Annotated in this window: 15 protein-coding genes; 9 read left to right on the top strand and 6 right to left on the bottom strand. The window is 70.9% G+C overall.

Annotated elements, in window-relative coordinates; translation table 11 throughout:
• Window positions 1-89 precede the first annotated feature (89 nt).
• Window positions 90-635, bottom strand: coding sequence for an RNA polymerase sigma factor (locus tag WYO_RS16655; RefSeq protein WP_007564586.1), 546 nt, complete (start codon window positions 633-635; stop codon window positions 90-92).
• A 491-nt stretch (window positions 636-1,126) separates the two neighbouring features.
• On the opposite strand from WYO_RS16655, the gene WYO_RS16650 reads away from it, so the two are divergent.
• Entirely contained in the window at window positions 1,127-2,182 is a 1,056-nt protein-coding gene (locus tag WYO_RS16650; protein WP_007564584.1) for a zinc ribbon domain-containing protein, read from the top strand.
• A gap of 10 nt (window positions 2,183-2,192) precedes the next feature.
• Here WYO_RS16650 and WYO_RS16645 read toward each other — a convergent pair whose 3' ends face one another.
• Window positions 2,193-4,328 (bottom strand): ATP-binding protein, encoded by a 2,136-nt coding sequence (locus tag WYO_RS16645; RefSeq protein WP_007564582.1) that lies wholly within the window; start codon window positions 4,326-4,328, stop codon window positions 2,193-2,195.
• A 420-nt stretch (window positions 4,329-4,748) separates the two neighbouring features.
• On the opposite strand from WYO_RS16645, the gene WYO_RS16640 reads away from it, so the two are divergent.
• Entirely contained in the window at window positions 4,749-6,224 is a 1,476-nt protein-coding gene (locus tag WYO_RS16640; RefSeq protein WP_007564580.1) for a protein adenylyltransferase SelO, read from the top strand.
• 164 nt (window positions 6,225-6,388) lie between these two features.
• On the opposite strand, the gene WYO_RS16635 is transcribed toward WYO_RS16640, so the two are convergent.
• Window positions 6,389-6,613, bottom strand: coding sequence for a hypothetical protein (locus WYO_RS16635; RefSeq protein ID WP_007564578.1), 225 nt, complete (start codon window positions 6,611-6,613; stop codon window positions 6,389-6,391).
• Between the two features lie 457 nt (window positions 6,614-7,070).
• On the opposite strand from WYO_RS16635, the gene WYO_RS16630 reads away from it, so the two are divergent.
• The 3 genes from WYO_RS16630 to WYO_RS16620 are packed head-to-tail and all read left to right on the top strand — an operon-like array spanning window position 7,071 to window position 8,803.
• Entirely contained in the window at window positions 7,071-7,256 is a 186-nt protein-coding gene (locus WYO_RS16630) for a hypothetical protein (RefSeq protein WP_007564576.1), read from the top strand.
• A gap of 57 nt (window positions 7,257-7,313) precedes the next feature.
• On the top strand, window positions 7,314-8,396 hold the full coding sequence (locus WYO_RS31930) for a hypothetical protein (RefSeq protein ID WP_007564574.1): 1,083 nt from the start codon (window positions 7,314-7,316) through the stop codon (window positions 8,394-8,396).
• Between the two features lie 8 nt (window positions 8,397-8,404).
• Window positions 8,405-8,803 carry a lysozyme inhibitor LprI family protein gene (locus tag WYO_RS16620; RefSeq protein ID WP_007564572.1) on the top strand — a complete coding sequence of 133 codons (399 nt, stop codon included), beginning with the start codon at window positions 8,405-8,407 and terminating at the stop codon, window positions 8,801-8,803.
• A gap of 10 nt (window positions 8,804-8,813) precedes the next feature.
• On the opposite strand, the gene WYO_RS16615 is transcribed toward WYO_RS16620, so the two are convergent.
• Complete coding sequence (locus WYO_RS16615; protein WP_007564570.1) at window positions 8,814-9,146, bottom strand: hypothetical protein; 333 nt, start codon at window positions 9,144-9,146, stop codon at window positions 8,814-8,816.
• Window positions 9,147-9,247: 101 nt separating this feature from the next.
• Between WYO_RS16615 and WYO_RS29055 the strand changes: the two genes are divergently transcribed.
• The 4 genes from WYO_RS29055 to WYO_RS16595 all read left to right on the top strand — a co-directional run bounded on the left by WYO_RS29055 (window position 9,248) and on the right by WYO_RS16595 (window position 13,608).
• Entirely contained in the window at window positions 9,248-9,694 is a 447-nt protein-coding gene (locus tag WYO_RS29055) for an MliC family protein (protein WP_244424202.1), read from the top strand.
• A gap of 250 nt (window positions 9,695-9,944) precedes the next feature.
• Window positions 9,945-10,967 (top strand): glycosyltransferase family A protein, encoded by a 1,023-nt coding sequence (locus WYO_RS16605; protein WP_007564565.1) that lies wholly within the window; start codon window positions 9,945-9,947, stop codon window positions 10,965-10,967.
• Window positions 10,968-11,339: 372 nt separating this feature from the next.
• Window positions 11,340-12,596 carry an FAD-dependent oxidoreductase gene (locus tag WYO_RS16600; protein ID WP_007564563.1) on the top strand — a complete coding sequence of 419 codons (1,257 nt, stop codon included), beginning with the start codon at window positions 11,340-11,342 and terminating at the stop codon, window positions 12,594-12,596.
• Between the two features lie 10 nt (window positions 12,597-12,606).
• On the top strand, window positions 12,607-13,608 hold the full coding sequence (locus WYO_RS16595; protein WP_007564561.1) for a 4-hydroxyproline epimerase: 1,002 nt from the start codon (window positions 12,607-12,609) through the stop codon (window positions 13,606-13,608).
• Window positions 13,609-13,638: 30 nt separating this feature from the next.
• Here WYO_RS16595 and WYO_RS16590 read toward each other — a convergent pair whose 3' ends face one another.
• Window positions 13,639-14,700, bottom strand: a complete 1,062-nt coding sequence (locus WYO_RS16590; protein WP_007564560.1) for an SLAC1 anion channel family protein — start codon at window positions 14,698-14,700, stop codon at window positions 13,639-13,641.
• A gap of 120 nt (window positions 14,701-14,820) precedes the next feature.
• Window positions 14,821-17,094: a xanthine dehydrogenase family protein molybdopterin-binding subunit gene (locus WYO_RS16585; protein WP_007564557.1), complete on the bottom strand. Its 2,274-nt coding sequence runs from the start codon at window positions 17,092-17,094 to the stop codon at window positions 14,821-14,823.
• Window positions 17,095-17,104: the final 10 nt, after the last annotated feature.

The following is a 17,104-nucleotide window of genomic DNA, read 5'->3' as shown; positions in this document are numbered from 1 at the left end:
CGTCCCTCGCCGATCGCCGGGAGCGTTTCGCGCGATCTCCTGAAGCGCATTCCATGCCGGGGTCCATTGTCATCAGGACGTGGCCGCGATCAATCCGGGACCCGGACGGATCGCAGACGGTCGGCACAATGATCGAGGGCCATCCTGATCTCGGCCTCCACGGTGCGGAGCGATACGCCGAGACGGTCGGCGATCGACGCATGAGTCAGGCCCTCGATCCGGCTGAGGCGGAAGGCCTCGGCGCGCCGGAAAGGCAGTTCGCGCAGTGCCGCATCGAGCGCCTGCAACTCGCAACGCGACTGGGCGAGCCGTTCCGGGCTCGGGGTCTCATCGGCGACCGTGAGGAGGTCGTCGACCTCGACGGCCGTAAGGATGCGGGATCGGCGCAACTGCGCACGTTTATGGTCCACGACGAGGTTGGCGGCGATCTGAAACAGGAAGGCGCGCTCGTTGTGGAGGCGTGTCTGGCCGTGTTCCGCATGCGCGATCCGAAGGAACGCCTCATGCGCCAGGTCCGACGCATCGGTCTGGCCGACCTTCCGGCCCAGAAAGCGCAGCAATGCTTTACAATGGCTGCGATAAAGCTTGGCCAACTGGCTTGCGCGCGCATCGCGCGAAGGATTGACGACGGACATCGACCTCTGCCAGCGAGAGATCGCCGGAGCAATTTTGCAGCGCCACGGCGTATCGTAACGGTGCGCCGCCTGGCAAGAACATAAAAACGACACCGCGAAGCAGAGTATCAGTTTGTATTTATTCCATTTCTATCGCCTCTAACCGTCTGCGCGCTTCCGATCACCGAAAAACTCTCCTGTAAGTCGATCGGGCGATCCTGCGCGGCTTAGGACACCTTGGTGACCTCCATCTCGCACAACACGTCCCGTCTCCGATAGCGGAATGAACGACCGCCTCCGGGCTCGGCCTGAACGGCCTTCGACGAAGACGTCGGGTCGAAAGCGGTACATCCGCTTCGGGACGAAAGGCCAAGTCCGGTTGCCACCCGCACGGCGATCTGCATGGTCAAGGTGATCGGGTTGAGATGCCGGAGCTCGCGGGAGACCGGAGCCGGCCGAAGATCCGACGCGTGCCCGGCGGCGCGCGGAACCGAAACCGTGGAGTCGCTGGCGTGCGTGCTGGGTCCCGATTGTCCGAGCGCTGGTTCAACCTGGCCCTCTGGCTCGTCGCGCTGCTGTTCGCGTGGTTCCTGATCGGGCTGGGCTCCCTGGTCGTCGGCGACCTGCCTCAGGTGGAGCAGCGCTACACGCTGGAGCAGTTCCTCGAAACCGACCAGGCCCGGGCGTCGAACGAGACGCTCAAGCAGGTCCGCCGCGAGATGGACGACACGCGGCGCCGGATCGAGCAGGATCAGCTCGCCCTCGAGGCGGCCCAGGGGGCGACCGAGGGCGCCCGCGAGACCTTCGCCAACTGGTTGAAGACCCGGGACGCGACCCAGCGGGTCGACCAGGATCCCGGCCTGATCGCGCGCACGCAGCGGCTCGACGCGCTCAAGGAGGCCGAGCGGGCCGTCGAGGACCGGCTGACCGCGCTGGCCCAGGCGCAGGCCGACCTGTCCGAGCGGGAGCGCGAGCAGGTCCGCACGGAGAGCGCCCTGCGCGCCGCAGCCCAGGAGAAGCTCGACGCGGCCGAGCGCGGCCAGGAATTGCGGGTGTTCGGATACCGGCTCGCCCTGACCCTGCCGCTGCTGGTGCTCGCCGGATGGCTGCTGCTCACGCGGCGCAGGACGCGCAACTGGCCGTTCGTCTGGGGCTTCGCCTTCGCGGCCGCCTTCGCGTTCTTCGTCGAGCTGGTCCCGTACATGCCGAGCTACGGCGGCTACGTGCAGTACGGCGTCGGCGTGGTCGTGACCCTGGTCGGCGGCCGGGCGGCGATCAACGCCCTGCACGCCTACCGGGAACGCCAGGCGCAGGTCGAGGCGCGGCCCAACGAGGAGCGCCGCACCGAGATCGCCACCGATCAGGCCCTGGCCCGGCTCGCCAAGAAGGTCTGCCCGGGCTGCGAGCGGCCGGTCGCTCTCGGCGATCCGAGCACGAATTTCTGCCCCCATTGCGGGCTCGGCCTGTTCGAGGATTGCCCGGCCTGCACGCAGCGCAAGAGCACCTTCGAGCGGTTCTGCCACGCCTGCGGCACCCCGGGCGCCGGCGCGGTGCTGCCGGCCGCCTAGCGCGAAGCCCTCACTCGACGGCGGCCGGGGTCGGCCGTCCGGCCACCCGGCTCAGCACGCGCCCGAGCTGCTCGGCGGAATAGGGCTTGTGCAGCAGCTCGAAGCCGTGGGTGCCTTCCTGGGCCAGGACGTGGCTGTAGCCGGAGGTCAGCAGCACCGGCAGGGCCGGGAAGCGGCGCGCGAGCTCCTGGGCGAGCGCCAGGCCGCCCATGCCGGGCATGACCACGTCCGAGAACACCACCTCGAACCCGCCGCCATCCTCGCCGAGCCGCTCGAGCGCCGCCTCGGCGTTGACCGCCCAGACGGTCTCGTAGCCGAGATCCTGCAGGATCTGGGTGGCGAACTGGCCGACCTCGACATTGTCCTCGACCACCAGGACCCGCTGCCCCGCGCCGAGCGGCGAGAGCGGCACCGCGGCGCCGTCGGTCGCGTCGGCCCCGCGATCGACCTCGACCTGCGGGAGATACAGGGTGAAGGTCGCCCCCTGCCCCGGGGCGCTGGTGACGTCGACGTTGCCGCCCGATTGCTTGGCGAAGCCGAACACCTGGCTGAGGCCGAGGCCGGTGCCCTTGCCGACCTCCTTGGTGGTGAAGAACGGCTCGAACAGGCGGCCGAGGTCGGCCTCGGCGATCCCCGCGCCGGTATCGGTCAGCGACACCGCCGCGAAGGCGCTGTCCGCCCCGGCATGGCCGCGGATCGCCGGCATGGTGCGCCCGCCGGCCAGCCGCAGGGTCAGCGTCCCCTCCCCATCCATGGCGTCCCGGGCGTTGACCGCCATGTTCACCAGGGCGGTCTCGAACTGGCTGACATCGGCCCGGATGTAGCAGGGCTCCTCCGGCACCTCGGCGATGACCCGGATCCGGGCGCCGATCACCGTGTCGAGCATCTCGGCGATGCCGCGGACCTTCTGGCCGACATGGAACACCTCGGGCTTGAGCGCCTGCCGGCGCGCGAAGGCGAGGAGCTGGCCGGTGAGCTTGGCGGCGCGGTCGACCGTGTCGGAGACCGCATCGAGGTAGCGGGCCTTGCGCGCCTCCGGCAGGTCGGGCCGGCGCAGGAAGTCCACCGACGAGCGGATGATCGTCAGCAGGTTGTTGAAGTCGTGCGCGACGCCGCCGGTGAGCTGGCCGACCGCCTCCATCTTCTGCGACTGGCGCAGGGCGTCCTCGGCCCGCATCAGCTCGCTCGTCCGCTCGGCGACGCGCTGCTCCAGCGTGTCGGTCAGCGTGCGCAGCATCATGATGGCGCGGTCGCGCTCGGCCTCGACGGCCCGGCGGTCCTCGACGTTGATCAGCACGCCCGGGAAGCTCAGCGGCGTCCCGTCGGGCCCGAGATCGACCCGGCCATTGGCCTCGATCCAGTAGTATTTCCCGTCGGTGCGCCGCACCCGGTACTGGTGCGCGTAGGCGCCGCCGCGGCCGATCACCTCGTTGATCGCCGCGATCAGCCCCTGGCGGTCCTCCGGATGGACCGTGGCGATCACCTGCTCCAGGCTGAGCCCGACCCGCCCGAGGGCCGGATCCAGGCCGAAGCTGCGGGCGAAGGCCTCGTCCACGGTGAACGTGTCGGCCTGCAGATCCCAGACCCAGGTGCCGATGATCGCGCCGGCCGACAGGGCGAGCTGGATGCGGTCGGCATAGAGCTGGGCCAGCGCCTGGCTCGCCTTCAGCTGCTGCTCGGCCAGCACGCGCTCGGTGGTCTCGACCACGACGGCGATGACCCCGGCCGGCTGCCCCGCCTCGTCGAGCACCGGCGAGTAGTCGAGGTTCATCCAGACCTGCTCGGGCCGGCCGTAGCGGTGCAGGGTGAGTTCCTGGTCCTTGTAGGACAGCGTGCCGCCGGCGAGCCCCACCCGCATGACGTGGTCGTTGAAGTCGGCCACCTCGGGCCAGCCCTCGCGGACCTTCGAGCCGAGCAGGTGCGGGTGCCGCCCGCCCGCGAAGGCCGAGTAGGCATCGTTGTAGATCATGATGCCGTCCGGCCCCCAGAGCAGCACGATCGGCACCGGCGACAGCAGCAGGGTGCTGACCGCGGAGCGCAGGCTCTGGGACCAGCCGGTGATCGGGCCGAGGGGCGTGGACGACCAATCGTAGCCCCGGACGATCGCGCCGAGCTCGCCGCCCCCGGGAAGGATTGCAGCCGGCATGCTCATCGCCTGCCCGGACCGCGCGGTCGCGCGGCGGCCACCTGCCCGGCCGGACGGGGCTCACGGGCCGCCGCCCGCGATGCGGGCTTCGGCAAGATCGATACGGGTCCGTGCATAGCCATGGCAGCGGCATCGCCCGTGAGGATAAGTGTTACAAGCATCCGGTCAGCCGTGCCCGCATGTTTTCGTCCAGAGAAGCCGGTCTGAGCCCTGCCTGCCACAGTGCCGATCGACGGCGCCGGACGGGACGGGGATCGACGGATGCCTGAGGCGAACGCGGATCCGGGCATTTCGGTCGCAAAACCGGCCGGATGTTCGGCACGAGGACTGCGCCCGCGGGGAACGACGCACGGCCTGAACCGTCTTCCCTCCACGGCGGCCGCGCTTGCTGGCCGCCGGGCGCGTTCATAGATGCCGGCGATGAGCCTGATCCCCTTCGATAACAGCTACGCCCGCCTGCCGGAGCGTTTCTACGCCCTGCGAGCGCCGACCCCGGTGGCGGCGCCGCGGCTGATCCGGCTCAACCGGGCGCTGGCCGAGGATCTCGGCCTCGACCCGGACTGGCTCGCCGGCCCCGAGGGGGTGGCGGCGCTCGCCGGCAACCGGATGCCGGAGGGGGCGACGCCACTAGCGGCGGCCTATGCCGGGCACCAGTTCGGCCAGTTCGTGCCGCAGCTCGGGGACGGCCGGGCGATCCTGCTCGGCGAGGTGCTCGACCGGACGGGGCAGCGCCGCGACATCCAGCTGAAGGGCTCCGGCCCGACACCGTTCTCCCGGCGGGGCGACGGCCGCGCGGCGCTCGGGCCGGTGCTGCGCGAATACCTCGTCAGCGAGGCGATGGCGGCGCTCGGCATCCCGACCACGCGCGCGCTCGCCGCCGTGGCGACCGGCGAGGCGGTGGCGCGCGAGACGCTGCTGCCGGGGGCCGTGCTGACCCGCGTGGCGGCGAGCCACATCCGGGTCGGGACCTTCCAGTACTTCTCGGCCCGGGGCGATGTCGAGGGCCTGCGGGCGCTCGCCGACCACGTGATCGCCCGGCACTATCCCGAGGCGGCCGGCGCCGAGAAGCCGTACCGGGCGCTGCTCGAGGGCGTCGTCGCCCGCCAGGCCGCGCTGGTGGCGCGCTGGCTGCTAGTCGGCTTCGTCCATGGGGTGATGAACACCGACAACATGTCGGTGGCCGGCGAGACGATCGATTACGGGCCCTGCGCCTTCCTGGATGTCTACGACCCCCGGACGGTGTTCAGCTCGATCGACCGGAACGGGCGCTACGCCTACGGCGAGCAACCGCGCATCGCCCTGTGGAACCTGACGCGCCTGGCCGAGACCCTGCTGCCGCTCCTGGCTGCGGACGAGACCGAGGCGGTCGCCGAGGCCGAGGCGGCGCTCACCGGCTACGCGCCGCGCTTCGAGGCCGCCTATCACGGCGGGCTCAATGCCAAGCTGGGGCTGACCGATATCCGGGACGGCGATCCGGCCCTGGCCGGCGACCTTCTCAAGCGGATGGCCGAGAACCAGGCGGACTTCACCCTGACCTTCCGGACCCTCTGCGCCGCCGCCGCGCAGCCGGAGGCCGACGCCGCCGTGCGCGACCTGTTCGTGGATCCGACCGCCTACGACGCCTGGGCCTCGGGCTGGCGCGAGCGGCTCGCCCGGGAGGCCCGCGACCCCGCCACGACCGCCGCGGCGATGCGCCGGGTCAACCCGGCCTTCATCCCGCGCAACCATCGCGTCGAGGCGATGATCGCCGCGGCGGTGGAGCACGACGATGTCGCGCCGTTCGAAGAGCTTCTGGCGGTGCTATCCAAACCCTACGACGACCAGCCCGCCATGGCGCGCTATTCTGAGCCGCCTGAGGGCGGCGGGGTCGGCTACCGGACGTTCTGCGGCACGTGACCGGTTCGCAAGCACGGCCCGAGCCTCACGGGGGTGCCTTTCGATCGATGGCCTTCGGTCTGCGATGAGTCGAGTGCCGGGCCGGTCGCGGACCGGCTCGCTGCCCAGGATGCGGCGCCGGGCTCCCCGCCCGTTCCCGTCGCCTTGCACCCGGGACCGAACCTCTAGCGTTGCGGCCAGGCATAGATCTCGTGCACGCTGTCCTTGTGCCGGAACCAGTGCACCCGCGTCGCGGGGTTGAAGCCGTGATCCTGATAGGAGGCGGCGATCACCGAGACGAGCGCCTGCGCCGCGCGCCGGTCCGGGATCTCGTAGGCGAGAAGACGCGGAGGATCCCCACCCGCCTGGGTCCGGTCGCGAAGAAAGATCGAGTAAGTCTTCATCCCCATCACACCTGGCTCGACATGATGCATGAGAGCAGATGTCGAACCCGACACAATGGTTCATCGGCCGCGGCGATCAAGGTTAACGAATTTTAAGGGAAATTCCGATATTTTATTTACCTGATTGCCGGTGTGGGCCTCCCCGGATGCGCGACGGGCCGGAACGACTGGACGACGACGGCGCTCTGGATTCCCTTCCTAGAATGGTCTACCTGCCGGCCCGGGGCGGTACGTGCCGTCCTGGGGCGTGGAAACCCCTTGTTTGACGGTTTGGTGCCGGCCGAGACGGCACCCGAATCCTTGACCGCGCGGTCGGGGAGCCTGCGACGCATGTCCAGGTGTTCCGGCGCTAAAGGTCGTAGGGACCGTTCAAACACGGTTTTCCAACTCCCCGACTATGGGTGGTTGAGGAGGCTTGTCCGCGGGGACGTACCGCAGACACCCGCCTGTCGGGAGGTAGCCCATGGGCTCCGACGATCCCGCGCTGCGCGCCCGCCAATTGGCCGCCTTGCGGGCGGCCTACGACGCCTGCGCGGGGCTGGCCGACGAACGCACCGGCCGCGGCGTCGCGCTCCACGCCCGGGCACTGCTGGGCCGAATCCTGGTTCTGCTGGGGGAATTGAAGGAGAGCCCCGGGTCCCGGCGCTGAGGCTCGGCCCGAAGCCTGCGGGATGCTACGCTGGCGCGATCGCTCCCGGGTCCGACGATGCACCACGCCATCCCGAAACAGGTTCGACCGCGCCTTCTCGCCCTGGCCGCGGTGCTCGATGCCTTGCTGTTCGGGCGGGCCGCGGAGTCGGCCGAGCGCCCGAGCTACGGACAGGACCGGCGCGGCCTCTTCCTGGCCTTCCTCAACGCGCCGCAACCGGGCGAACCGATCGCCCATTCGCCGCGCCTCGGCCTGTCCTTCGGCGGCGAGCCCCGGCCGGTGCTGGTCGATACCGGCTCCACCGGCATTGTCGTCTCGGCCGCCCGCATCCCGAATGTCGAGGCCCTGCCGGGTCGCCCCGGACGCCTGACCTATTCGAGCTCCGGCCGGATCATGATCGGCCGCTGGGTGACGGTGCCGGTGACCCTGTGGGGCGGGGACGGCGCCAGCCTGCCGACGCGGCCGATCCCGGTGCTCGCGGTCGAGCGCATCGCCTGCACCGACAAGGCCCGCCACTGCACCGCCGAGGAGGCGCCGGACCACGTGGCCATGATGGGCATCGGCTTCGGGCGCGAGGATGACAGCCAGGACCAGAGCACGCCGGACACCAATCCGCTGCTCAATGCCGAGCCGCCGGGCCCCGGCGCGGTCCATCGCGGCTACGTGGTGACGCGGCGGGGCGTGCATATCGGTCTGACCCGCGCCAACACGCGGGGACGCTTCCGCTTCCTGAAGCTCGACCCGCATCCGCGCGTCGCCGGGGACTGGCTCGGCGTCCCGGTCTGCATCGCGGTGGACGACCGGGAGCCCGGCGCCTGCGGTCGCGCCCTCATCGATACCGGCGTGGCCGGCATGTTCCTGACGCTCCCGCCGGAGCAGGTGGCGGACAGCCTCGACGGGCCCGGCGCGCTCCGGCCCGGGACGCGCCTGCGCTTCCGCTTCGGCGATGCCGCCGGCTACACGATCGCCAGCGGCGACTCCGCCTCGCCGCTGGCGCCCGAGCGCATCGTCCTGAACACGACAAGGCCGCACCCCTTCGTCAACACCGGGCTGCGCCTGCTCAACGGCTTCGACGTCCTGTACGACGCCGATGGCGGATACTACGCCTTCCGCGGCCGTCCGACCGGCCGCGCGGATTAGGAGCCCCCATGCTGCGCAGCGCCCGCCTCGGCCTCCTGCTCCTCGTGCCGACCGCCGGCTTCGCGGCGGATTGCACGCAGGCGCCCAACCAGATGGAGGCCAATGCCTGCGCGGCCCAGAGCTTCGCTGAGGCCGATGCCGAGCTGAACCGGCGCTACGCGGCCTTGCGCGACAAGCTCGACGGCAACGGCCGGCACAATCTCGTCGCCGCCCAGCGGGCCTGGATCGCCTTCCGCGACCGCGAATGCGACCTGCGCACCGGCTACGACGCCACCGCGCCGGAGGCCAACGGGACGATCATGCCCCTGCTCCAGGCCGCCTGCCGGACGCAGCTGACCCGCCGGCGCAGCGACGACCTGGCCGCGCAGATCAAGTGCCCGGGCGGCGACCTCGCCTGCACGCCCTGAGCCCCCTGGCTCAGATCACCTCGTAGGCGAACAGGAAAGCGACGCCGGTGATCCCCACCAGGCCGAGCAGGAAGAAATTGTCGGCCACCTGCTCGAGGAACCGGCTGAGGCGCGGCCGGGCCTCGAGCCGGGTCGACAGGTAGGACAGGATGGCGCTCAGCAGGAACAGCACGGCGACGATGCCGCTGAAGACGTCGACCTGGCTCGGGCCGGAATAGTGCTCCAGAAGCTTCACCAGGCCGATCAGCGTGGTGCTGATCCCGATCATCGTGCTCGCGGTCGGGAGGATGTGGCGGGCCTTCTCGGGCGCCTTCGCGCCGCCTTCCCCGGCAGGTTCGCTCACCGCTGGTTCCCCCACCCAAACGGCCCGGCGCGGGACGCAAAGCCGCGCGTCATCGACCGGACCCGGACCTCCGGTATGACCGGGACCGATTGATAACCGGTATGCGCATCTCGCTTCGTCCGCCGGATTTTGCCACGGTCCGGGGCGTTCCCGCCGCCGGAGATGCCCCGATCATGCGAAGACTTGCCCAAGCCGTCTGCGTTCTCCTCGCCGGATCGGCCTGGATCGGCGCGCGTGCCGCCGAAGAGCCCGCGACGGGCGGCGCGGCCGACGCAGCCCGGTCCGCGCCGCACCGCGTCGTCTTCGCCTGCCCCGGCAATCAACGTCTGATTGCGACCTTCCGGACCGTATCCGCCCAGGCGCAAGCCGTGGTCGAGCCGCCGACCGGCCCGAGCGTCACGCTGCCGATCCAGCTCAGCGGCTCGGGCTTCCGCTACGCCGACGCGACCCACGAATTGCGCGGCAAGGGCCAGACCGTGACCTGGACCGACGCGTCCCAGCCTCCGCTCGTGTGCACCGCGCCCCCGCTTGGCGCCGCCCCGCGATAGCGGGCCGGCGGAAAGGCCTTGCGTATCAGCACCCCGCTTGCCGCGGGACTTGCGTCGAGGCTCACGGCGCGAACCGATCTGGTTCGGATGCACTATCTACTGGGCTTATGACTGAATTTGCGTTTAATCCCGATTTAATTTGAGCGGATCGGTATTTACCGGGCCTCACCAAATGTGGATAATAGAGATACCCAACATGGATCGCGCTTCAAAATAAATATACTGCACCATATTGATATAGGCAGACGCAATGGAACCCGAGGATGCGAAGCTTGCGATTATAATAAACTGCTACAATTATGAAGAATACGTCCGTCATTCGATCGCGAGCGTGCTGGCCCAAGATACGTCGCAGTGCGAGATCCTCGTCATCGACGACGGATCGACGGATCGCTCCTGGGAGGCGATCCAGACATTCGGCGTCCGTTCCTTCCGAAAAGAAAATGGCGGCCAGGTGAGCGCCTGCCGATACGGCGTCGCGAAGACGAAAGCGCCGTTTATCCTGTTTCTGGACGCGGATGATGAACTCGTACCGGGCGCGATACAGACGATCATCCGGCACCTCGACGCGAACGTCGCGAAGATTCAGTTTCCTCTTCTACGGATCGACGACGCCGGATCCGATCTGGGCTCGGCCTTCCCGAAGCTCGCGAATGCCCGCGATCGCGCCTCCTTCGTCGCCTCCGTCGAGAAGGCCGGCACCTACATCTCGCCCCCGACTTCCGGCAACGTGTTCCGCAGGGACCTGTGCGCGCTTCTGGATGACGCGCATTACGATTCCGCGGTGGACGGCGTGATGCTGCTGGCCGCGCCGTTCTACGGCGACATCATCAGTCTCGCCGAGCCGCTCGGCCGCTATCGCCTGCACAGCAAGAACAAGTCCGGGACCAATCAGCTACCGACGCCGCCGCTGCTGCGACGACAGCAGAAACGGTTCGCCGATCGGGTTTCCCACCTCAAACAGGCGCTGAACAACCAGGGCGTTGCCCGTGATATCGGCAATCCGACCGATATGTACGTCTATCTCCGCTACGGCAATTATTGCGATATCTTGGATCACAAGCGCATCACCTGGACGACCTTCGTTCGCACCGTCACTGCCCTTCCGGCCTGGTATGGGCCGGCACGGCGCGTCTCGGTCGTCCTGTTTCTGCTGGCGAGCATCGTCCTGCCGGTCCACACGGTCCGATCGATCCTGGAAGCGCGCCTGACCCGGACCTGGAAACCGGTGGTGGCGCGCCTGCGCACGCTGGGCATGGCCCGGTCCGGCTGACGGCGCACCGCCCGGTCATCGGCGCCACCGATGGCGGCGCACAACGCGCCATGACCAGCGTGAATCGACTGAAAGATGTATCCGAACATCGCATACTCACGCGTTAGTCGTCCTCAGCCTAATTTTTCCGGTCAGGCCGAACCAAGCTTGGATATGCGGCTCGGCACCACGTCGCTTCGCGAGACCATTAAAGCTCGGTGCCTGGGCGCGGCCCGAACTATGCTTCCTGGCCGTCCGGGGGCATCATGATCTGCATGCGGGACGCGCGACGAATCTTCGATCGGGGGACCAGGCTCGGGATCGGACCGGGGGGCGGGCGGCGCGGCGCCGGACGACCCCGCGGCGCGTGCCGGCCTTCGGCGGCCCGTTAGGATGGGCGCGTCTCCTTCCCGGCCGCGCGACGTGGTCGTCATCGGCGCGGGCGTCATCGGCCTGTCCGCAGCGCTGGCCCTGCGCGCCCGGGGCCTGTCGGTCACGGTGCTGGACCGCGAGGGCCCGGCGGCCGGGGCGAGCGCCGGCAATGCCGGGGCCTTCGCGTTCTCCGACATCCTGCCGCTGGCCTCGCCGGGCATCCTCCGGAAGGCGCCGCGCTGGCTGCTCGACCCGCTCGGGCCGCTCTCGGTGCCGCCGGCCTACGCGCCCCGGATCCTGCCCTGGATGCTGCGCTTCTGGCGGGCCTGCGCGCCCGAGCGGGTCCGCCGGGCGACGGACGCCCAGACCGCGCTGATGGATGTTTCGCGGGCTGCGCTGGAACCGTTTCTCGACGCCACGGGCACCTGGCCGATGCTGCGCAAGGACGGCAATCTCCAGGTCTACGAGGGGCAGGCCGAGTTCGAGGCCGCGCTGCCGGGCTGGCAGGTGCGGGCCGATCACGGCATCGCCTTCACGCATCTCGACGCCGCCGGCATGGCGGCGCTCCAGCCCGGCCTGTCGCCGCGCTTCACGCACGGGACGTTCACCCCCGGCTGGTTCTCGATCGCCGACCCGAAGGATTACGTGCTCGCCCTGGCCGAGCGCCTGCGAGCGGAGGGCGGCACGATCGAGCGCGCCGCCGTGACGGCGCTCCGGCCCGCGGAGGACGGCGTCGCCCTCGTGACGGAGGCCGGGACCCGCCGGGCCGCGCAGGTCGTGGTCGCGGCCGGGGCGTTCTCGCACCGGATCGCCCGCAGCCTGAACGAGCGGATCCCGCTGGAGACCGAGCGCGGCTACAACACGACCCTGCCCGTGGGCGCCCTCGACCTGCGCACACAGGTCACCTTCGGCGGCCACGGCTTCGTGGTCACCCGCCTGTCCTCCGGCATCCGGGTCGGCGGCGCGGTGGAGCTCGGCGGCCTCGACCGGCCGCCGGATTTCCGGCGCTCGGCGGCGATGCTGCGCAAGGCGAAGGCCTTCCTGCCGGGCCTGGAAATTGAGGGCGGCCGGCCCTGGATGGGCTTCCGGCCGTCCCTGCCCGATTCCCTGCCGGCGATCGGCCATGCCGCGGCGACCCGCCGGGTCGTCTACGCCTTCGGGCACGGCCATCTCGGGCTGACCCAGTCGGCCGGCACGGCCCGCCTCGTCGCCGACCTCGTCACCGGCGCGGCGCCGACGATCGATCTCGCGCCGTTCTCGCCCCAGCGCTTCCGATAGGGCTCTCACGATGACGAACCACACCTTCTCGTGCCTCGACGGCCATACCTGCGGCAACCCGGTCCGCCTGGTCTCGGGCGGCGGCCCGATCCTCGAGGGCCAGACCATGCTGGAGAAGCGCGCCCATTTCCTGCGCGCCTTCGACTGGATCCGCACCGGGCTGATGTTCGAGCCCCGGGGCCACGACATGATGTCGGGCGCGATCCTGTATCCGCCGACCCGGCCCGATTGCGACGTGGCGGTGCTGTTCATCGAGACCAGCGGCTGCCTGCCGATGTGCGGCCACGGCACGATCGGCACGGTCACCATGGCGATCGAGAACGGCCTGGTCACCCCGCGGGAGCCGGGCAAGCTCGCCATCGACGCCCCCGCCGGCCGGGTGGAGGTGACCTATCGGCAGGAGGGCCGCTTCGTGGAGGAGGTGCGGCTGCGCAACGTGCCGGCCTTCCTGCACGCCGAAGGGCTGACCGCCCAGGTCGAGGGGTTCGGCGAGATCGTGGTGGATGTCGCCTACGGCGGCAACTTCTACGCGATCGTCGAGCCGCAAAAAAACTTCCGGGACATTGCGGACCATTCCGCCGGCGCGCTCATCGCCCTGTCGCCGCGCCTGCGGGCGGCGCTCAACGCCCAATACGACTTCGTCCACCCGGAGCATCCGGAGATCCGGGGCCTGTCCCACATCCTGTGGACCGGCGCACCGCGCCATCCCGAGGCCCAGGCCCGCAACGCCGTGTTCTACGGCGACAAGGCGATCGACCGCTCGCCCTGCGGCACCGGCACCTCGGCCCGGATGGCGCAGCTCGCCGCCAAGGGCCGGCTCGCGGTGGGCGACGCCTTCGTGCACGAGTCGATCATCGGCTCGCTGTTCCACGGCCGGGTCGAGGCCGCGACCACGGTGGCCGGCAAGCCCGCGATCGTGCCCTCGGTGGCCGGCTGGGCGCGCCAGACCGGGATCAACACGATCTTCATCGACGACCGCGATCCGTTCGCCCACGGGTTCGTGGTGGCGTAGCGCGTCCGTCGCCCGGATGCGCGTCCGGCCTCACTGGGTCAGGGTGCGCAGCTCGCCGCGGGCGAGGCCGGTCAGGGTCCGGCCGAGCAGCCACAGGATCACCAGCGTCGCCAGCCCCAGAAGCGCCAGGGCGACGCCGTCGGCGAGCGCGCCCGGCCGCGCCGCCGCGATGCGCAGGGACGCGACCGCCGCGGCGGCGAGCGGGAAGCTCACCGCCCACCAGGCGACCCGGAACGGGCAGGCCTGGACGAGCCGGGCGAGCTTGGGCAGCAGCACCGCCAGCAGGAACAGCGCGACGGTGTAGAGCGCCTCCGCGAACAGGTCGATCGTCCCGGTGGTCGCCACGTAGGTCGAGAACCCGACCGCGAAGGGGGCGATCAGGATCAGCAGAGCCGGCTGGAGCGCCACCGGAAGCGGCGCCTCGAACAGCAGCCGCGACAGGATCAGCGTGAACAACGGCACCGCGAAGAACAGGCCGACCGCGAGCCCGAACATCATCACCGCGTGCATCGGCGGCAGGCCCAGCCCCGGCAGGGCAAGCGGCACGTCGAGCAGGCCGACCACCGGGACGATCCAGGCCGGCGTCGCGTGCGCCGCCTGCTGGCGCTCGCTCAGCCAGCGGGTCACGATCAGCCAGGCGAACACGGTCATGCCGACGGCGCCCAGGACCCACAGGATTTGCGCGGCGAGGAGGTTGGCCCGCGCCAGCGGGATGGGCAGGAGCAGCAGGCTGATCAGCGGCGTCCCGAACAGGTTGCCGGCGATCGGATGGACGAACTCGGCGCGCACCGCCTGCGGGGCGATAGCAGCCTTCACGGCATAGCCCGCCGCGATCGCCACGAAGGCGGCCAGCGCCGCCCATCCCAGGACATCGGCGATCCAGGCCGGCGCGGCGTAGCGGGCCTGGGCCAGGCTCCAGGCGACGCTGAGGCCGGTCAGGCCCATCACGGCGGCGAACAGGCCGACCGGCAGCACTTCGAGCTGCCGCCAGCCCGCCGGGGTGGCCGGCGGGGCCTCGGGGGCCTTGTGCGCGGTCAGGGCGGCCTCGGAGGGTTCCGCGATCCGCTCGGCCCGGTCGACCACATCCAGCATCGGCTGACTCCCTTTCCAGGCCGGCCGCCCCGTCAGGTGCCGGCCGTCACGGGGGCGCGCAAGACGGCGCGTGCCCCCCTCCCCGCCCGAGAGCTCGGACGGTCCTGCAAACCGCCGCCGTCAGGCCGCGGAGAGCTTGGTGTTGGCGATCGGCAGGGCGCGGATCCGCTGGCCGGTCAGGGCCGCGATGGCGTTCAGCACGGCGGGCGGCACGCCGGGCAGGCCCGGCTCGCCGACGCCGCCCATCGGGGCCCCGCTCTCGACGATGCGCACATGGACCGCCGGCATGTGCTCCCGGCGCAGGATCGGGTAGGTGTCGAAGTTCTGCGCCTGGCGCACGCCGTCGCGGTAGACGATCTGCTCGAACAGCACCGAGGAGAGGCCCAGGGCGGCGGCCGACTCGACCTGCGCCCGCACGATCGCCGGGTTGACCACGCTGCCGGGATCGAACGCGATCCACAGGGTGTGGACCCGGGCCTCGCCGCCCTCGACCGAGACCTCGGCGATCGTGGCCGTCTCCGACCCGAAGGGCGAGGCCATGGCGAGGCCGCGGGCGCGCATGCCGCCCTCGGCCGCATAGGGGCCGCGCCGCCAGCCGCCGGACATCTCGGCCACCGCCGCCAGCAGCGCCAGGTGGCGCGGGCTGTCCTTGAGGAGCGCCTGGCGCAGCGCGAACGGGTCCTGGCCGCCCGCCTGCGCGATCTCGTCGAGGAAGCTCTCGTAGAACGCGTCGTTCATCGAATGGCCGACGGAGCGCCAGAACGCGATCGTGACCGGGTGGGCGAGCTTGGTGAAGGTCATCCGCCGGTTCGGGATGGCGTAGGGCTTCTCGACGATCCCCTCCACGGCCGAGGAATCGACCGGGTTCTTGAAGAGCGCGCCGAAATAGCGCCCGATCGGCCCCTCGCCGACGGTGCGGACCTCGATGGCGCTGGGCCGCCCCTGGGCGTCCAGGGCGGCGCGGAAGCGGCTGTAGCTGAGCGGGCGCAGGGCGTCCGAGCGGAACTCCTCCTCGCGCGACCACAGCACCTTCACCGGGCGCCGGGTCGCCTGCGCGAGCCGGATCGCCTGCGGGAACGGGTTGCCGGGCCCGTAGGCGAAGTGGCGGCCGAAGAAGCCGCCCAGCATCGGCGAGTGGATCCGCACCTGGGCGGGCTGAAGGCCGGCCACCTGCGCCGCGATCGCCTGGAACAGCTCCGGCATCTGGTTGGGCAGCCAGAGGTCGAGCGTGCCGTCCTCGGAAAAGCGCGCCAGCGCCGAGGGCGGCTCGAGCTGGGCATGGGCGAGATAGGGCGCCTCGTAGTCCGCCTCGATCACCTTGGCGGCCTTGGCGAAGGCGCCGGCCGTGTCGCCCACCGCCTCGGCCGGGAGGCCCGGATCGGTGGAGGCCTTGAGCGCCGCCACCATCCCGTCGGACGAGAAATCGGCCGCCACCGTGTCGAGGCCGCTGGGCTTGGGCGCCGACCAGCGCACGCCGAGCGCCTCGACCGCCTTGCGGGCCCGCCACCAGCTGTCGGCCGCGACCGCGACGGCGCCCGGCAGGCGGTGCACCGAATGGACGCCCGGCATCGCCCGGATCTCGGCCTCGTTGGTGAGCGCCTCCGGCTCGGTGCCGAGATGCGGCGCGTGCTGCACGGCGGCGTAGAGCATGCCGTCGAGCTTCTGGTCGATCGCGTAGACCGCCCGCCCCGTCGCCTTGTCGTGCACGTCGAGCCGCGGGACCGGCTGGCGGATGTACCGGAAGGTCGACGGATCGCGCAGCTCCACGGCCTCGTTCGGCTTCAGCAGCAGGGCGTCGGCCGCGAGATCGCCGTAGGGCAGCGACCGGTTGGTCGCCGCGTGGATCACGGTTCCGTCGCGGGTGGTCAGCTCGGATTCCCGGACCTTGAGCCGGGCGGCGGCGGCGCGGATCAGCATGTCGCGGGCGGTGGCCCCGAGCCGGCGCATGACCGCGTAGCTCGACCGGGTCGAGAAGCTGCCGCCGGTCATGCGCAGGCCGTTCACCACGGCGTAGTCGGGGCCGGGCGGCGCGCAGTCCACGACGAAGCGCGCGGGCGGCACGTCGAGCTCCTCGCCGACGATCTGCGCCATGCCGGTGGCGATGCCCTGGCCACCCTCGACGAAGGGGCTGAGCAGCTTGACCGTGCCGTCCGGGTGGATCTCCAGGAAGGCGGCGACCCGGGTGCCGGGCTTGGGCGCGATCGCGCCCGCCCCCTCCGCGGGCCCCTGCGCCTGGGCGCGGGCGCTGCGGCCCGGCAGGGCCACGCTGAGCACCAGGGCGCTGCCGGCGGCCGCCAGGAAGCCGCGCCGCGACGCCCCCGGGGCCCCGTCCCGCGCGGGCGGTTCGACCACGGTCACGGCGTCCGCGCGGGCCTCTGTCAGAAACTGGTCCATGCCGGTCTCC

Origin of the sequence: Methylobacterium sp. GXF4 (genome assembly GCF_000272495.1) — a bacterium.
Classification (GTDB): domain Bacteria; phylum Pseudomonadota; class Alphaproteobacteria; order Rhizobiales; family Beijerinckiaceae; genus Methylobacterium; species Methylobacterium brachiatum.
This window is presented reverse-complemented; position numbering and strand designations above follow the sequence as displayed.

Excerpts from the sequence above, each read along its gene's own strand:
- WYO_RS16605 (WP_007564565.1), top strand. The coding sequence starts at position 9,945 with ATGGAACCCGAGGATGCGAAGCTTGCGATTATAATAAACTGCTACAAT.
- WYO_RS16640 (WP_007564580.1), top strand. The coding sequence starts at position 4,749 with ATGAGCCTGATCCCCTTCGATAACAGCTACGCCCGCCTGCCGGAGCGT.
- WYO_RS16645 (WP_007564582.1), bottom strand. The coding sequence starts at position 4,328 with ATGCCGGCTGCAATCCTTCCCGGGGGCGGCGAGCTCGGCGCGATCGTC.
- WYO_RS16600 (WP_007564563.1), top strand. The coding sequence starts at position 11,340 with ATGGGCGCGTCTCCTTCCCGGCCGCGCGACGTGGTCGTCATCGGCGCG.
- WYO_RS16620 (WP_007564572.1), top strand. The coding sequence starts at position 8,405 with ATGCTGCGCAGCGCCCGCCTCGGCCTCCTGCTCCTCGTGCCGACCGCC.
- WYO_RS16655 (WP_007564586.1), bottom strand. The coding sequence starts at position 635 with ATGTCCGTCGTCAATCCTTCGCGCGATGCGCGCGCAAGCCAGTTGGCC.
- WYO_RS16630 (WP_007564576.1), top strand. The coding sequence starts at position 7,071 with ATGGGCTCCGACGATCCCGCGCTGCGCGCCCGCCAATTGGCCGCCTTG.
- WYO_RS29055 (WP_244424202.1), top strand. The coding sequence starts at position 9,248 with ATGCGCATCTCGCTTCGTCCGCCGGATTTTGCCACGGTCCGGGGCGTT.
- WYO_RS16595 (WP_007564561.1), top strand. The coding sequence starts at position 12,607 with ATGACGAACCACACCTTCTCGTGCCTCGACGGCCATACCTGCGGCAAC.
- WYO_RS31930 (WP_007564574.1), top strand. The coding sequence starts at position 7,314 with ATGCACCACGCCATCCCGAAACAGGTTCGACCGCGCCTTCTCGCCCTG.
- WYO_RS16590 (WP_007564560.1), bottom strand. The coding sequence starts at position 14,700 with ATGCTGGATGTGGTCGACCGGGCCGAGCGGATCGCGGAACCCTCCGAG.
- WYO_RS16585 (WP_007564557.1), bottom strand. The coding sequence starts at position 17,094 with ATGGACCAGTTTCTGACAGAGGCCCGCGCGGACGCCGTGACCGTGGTC.
- WYO_RS16635 (WP_007564578.1), bottom strand. The coding sequence starts at position 6,613 with ATGGGGATGAAGACTTACTCGATCTTTCTTCGCGACCGGACCCAGGCG.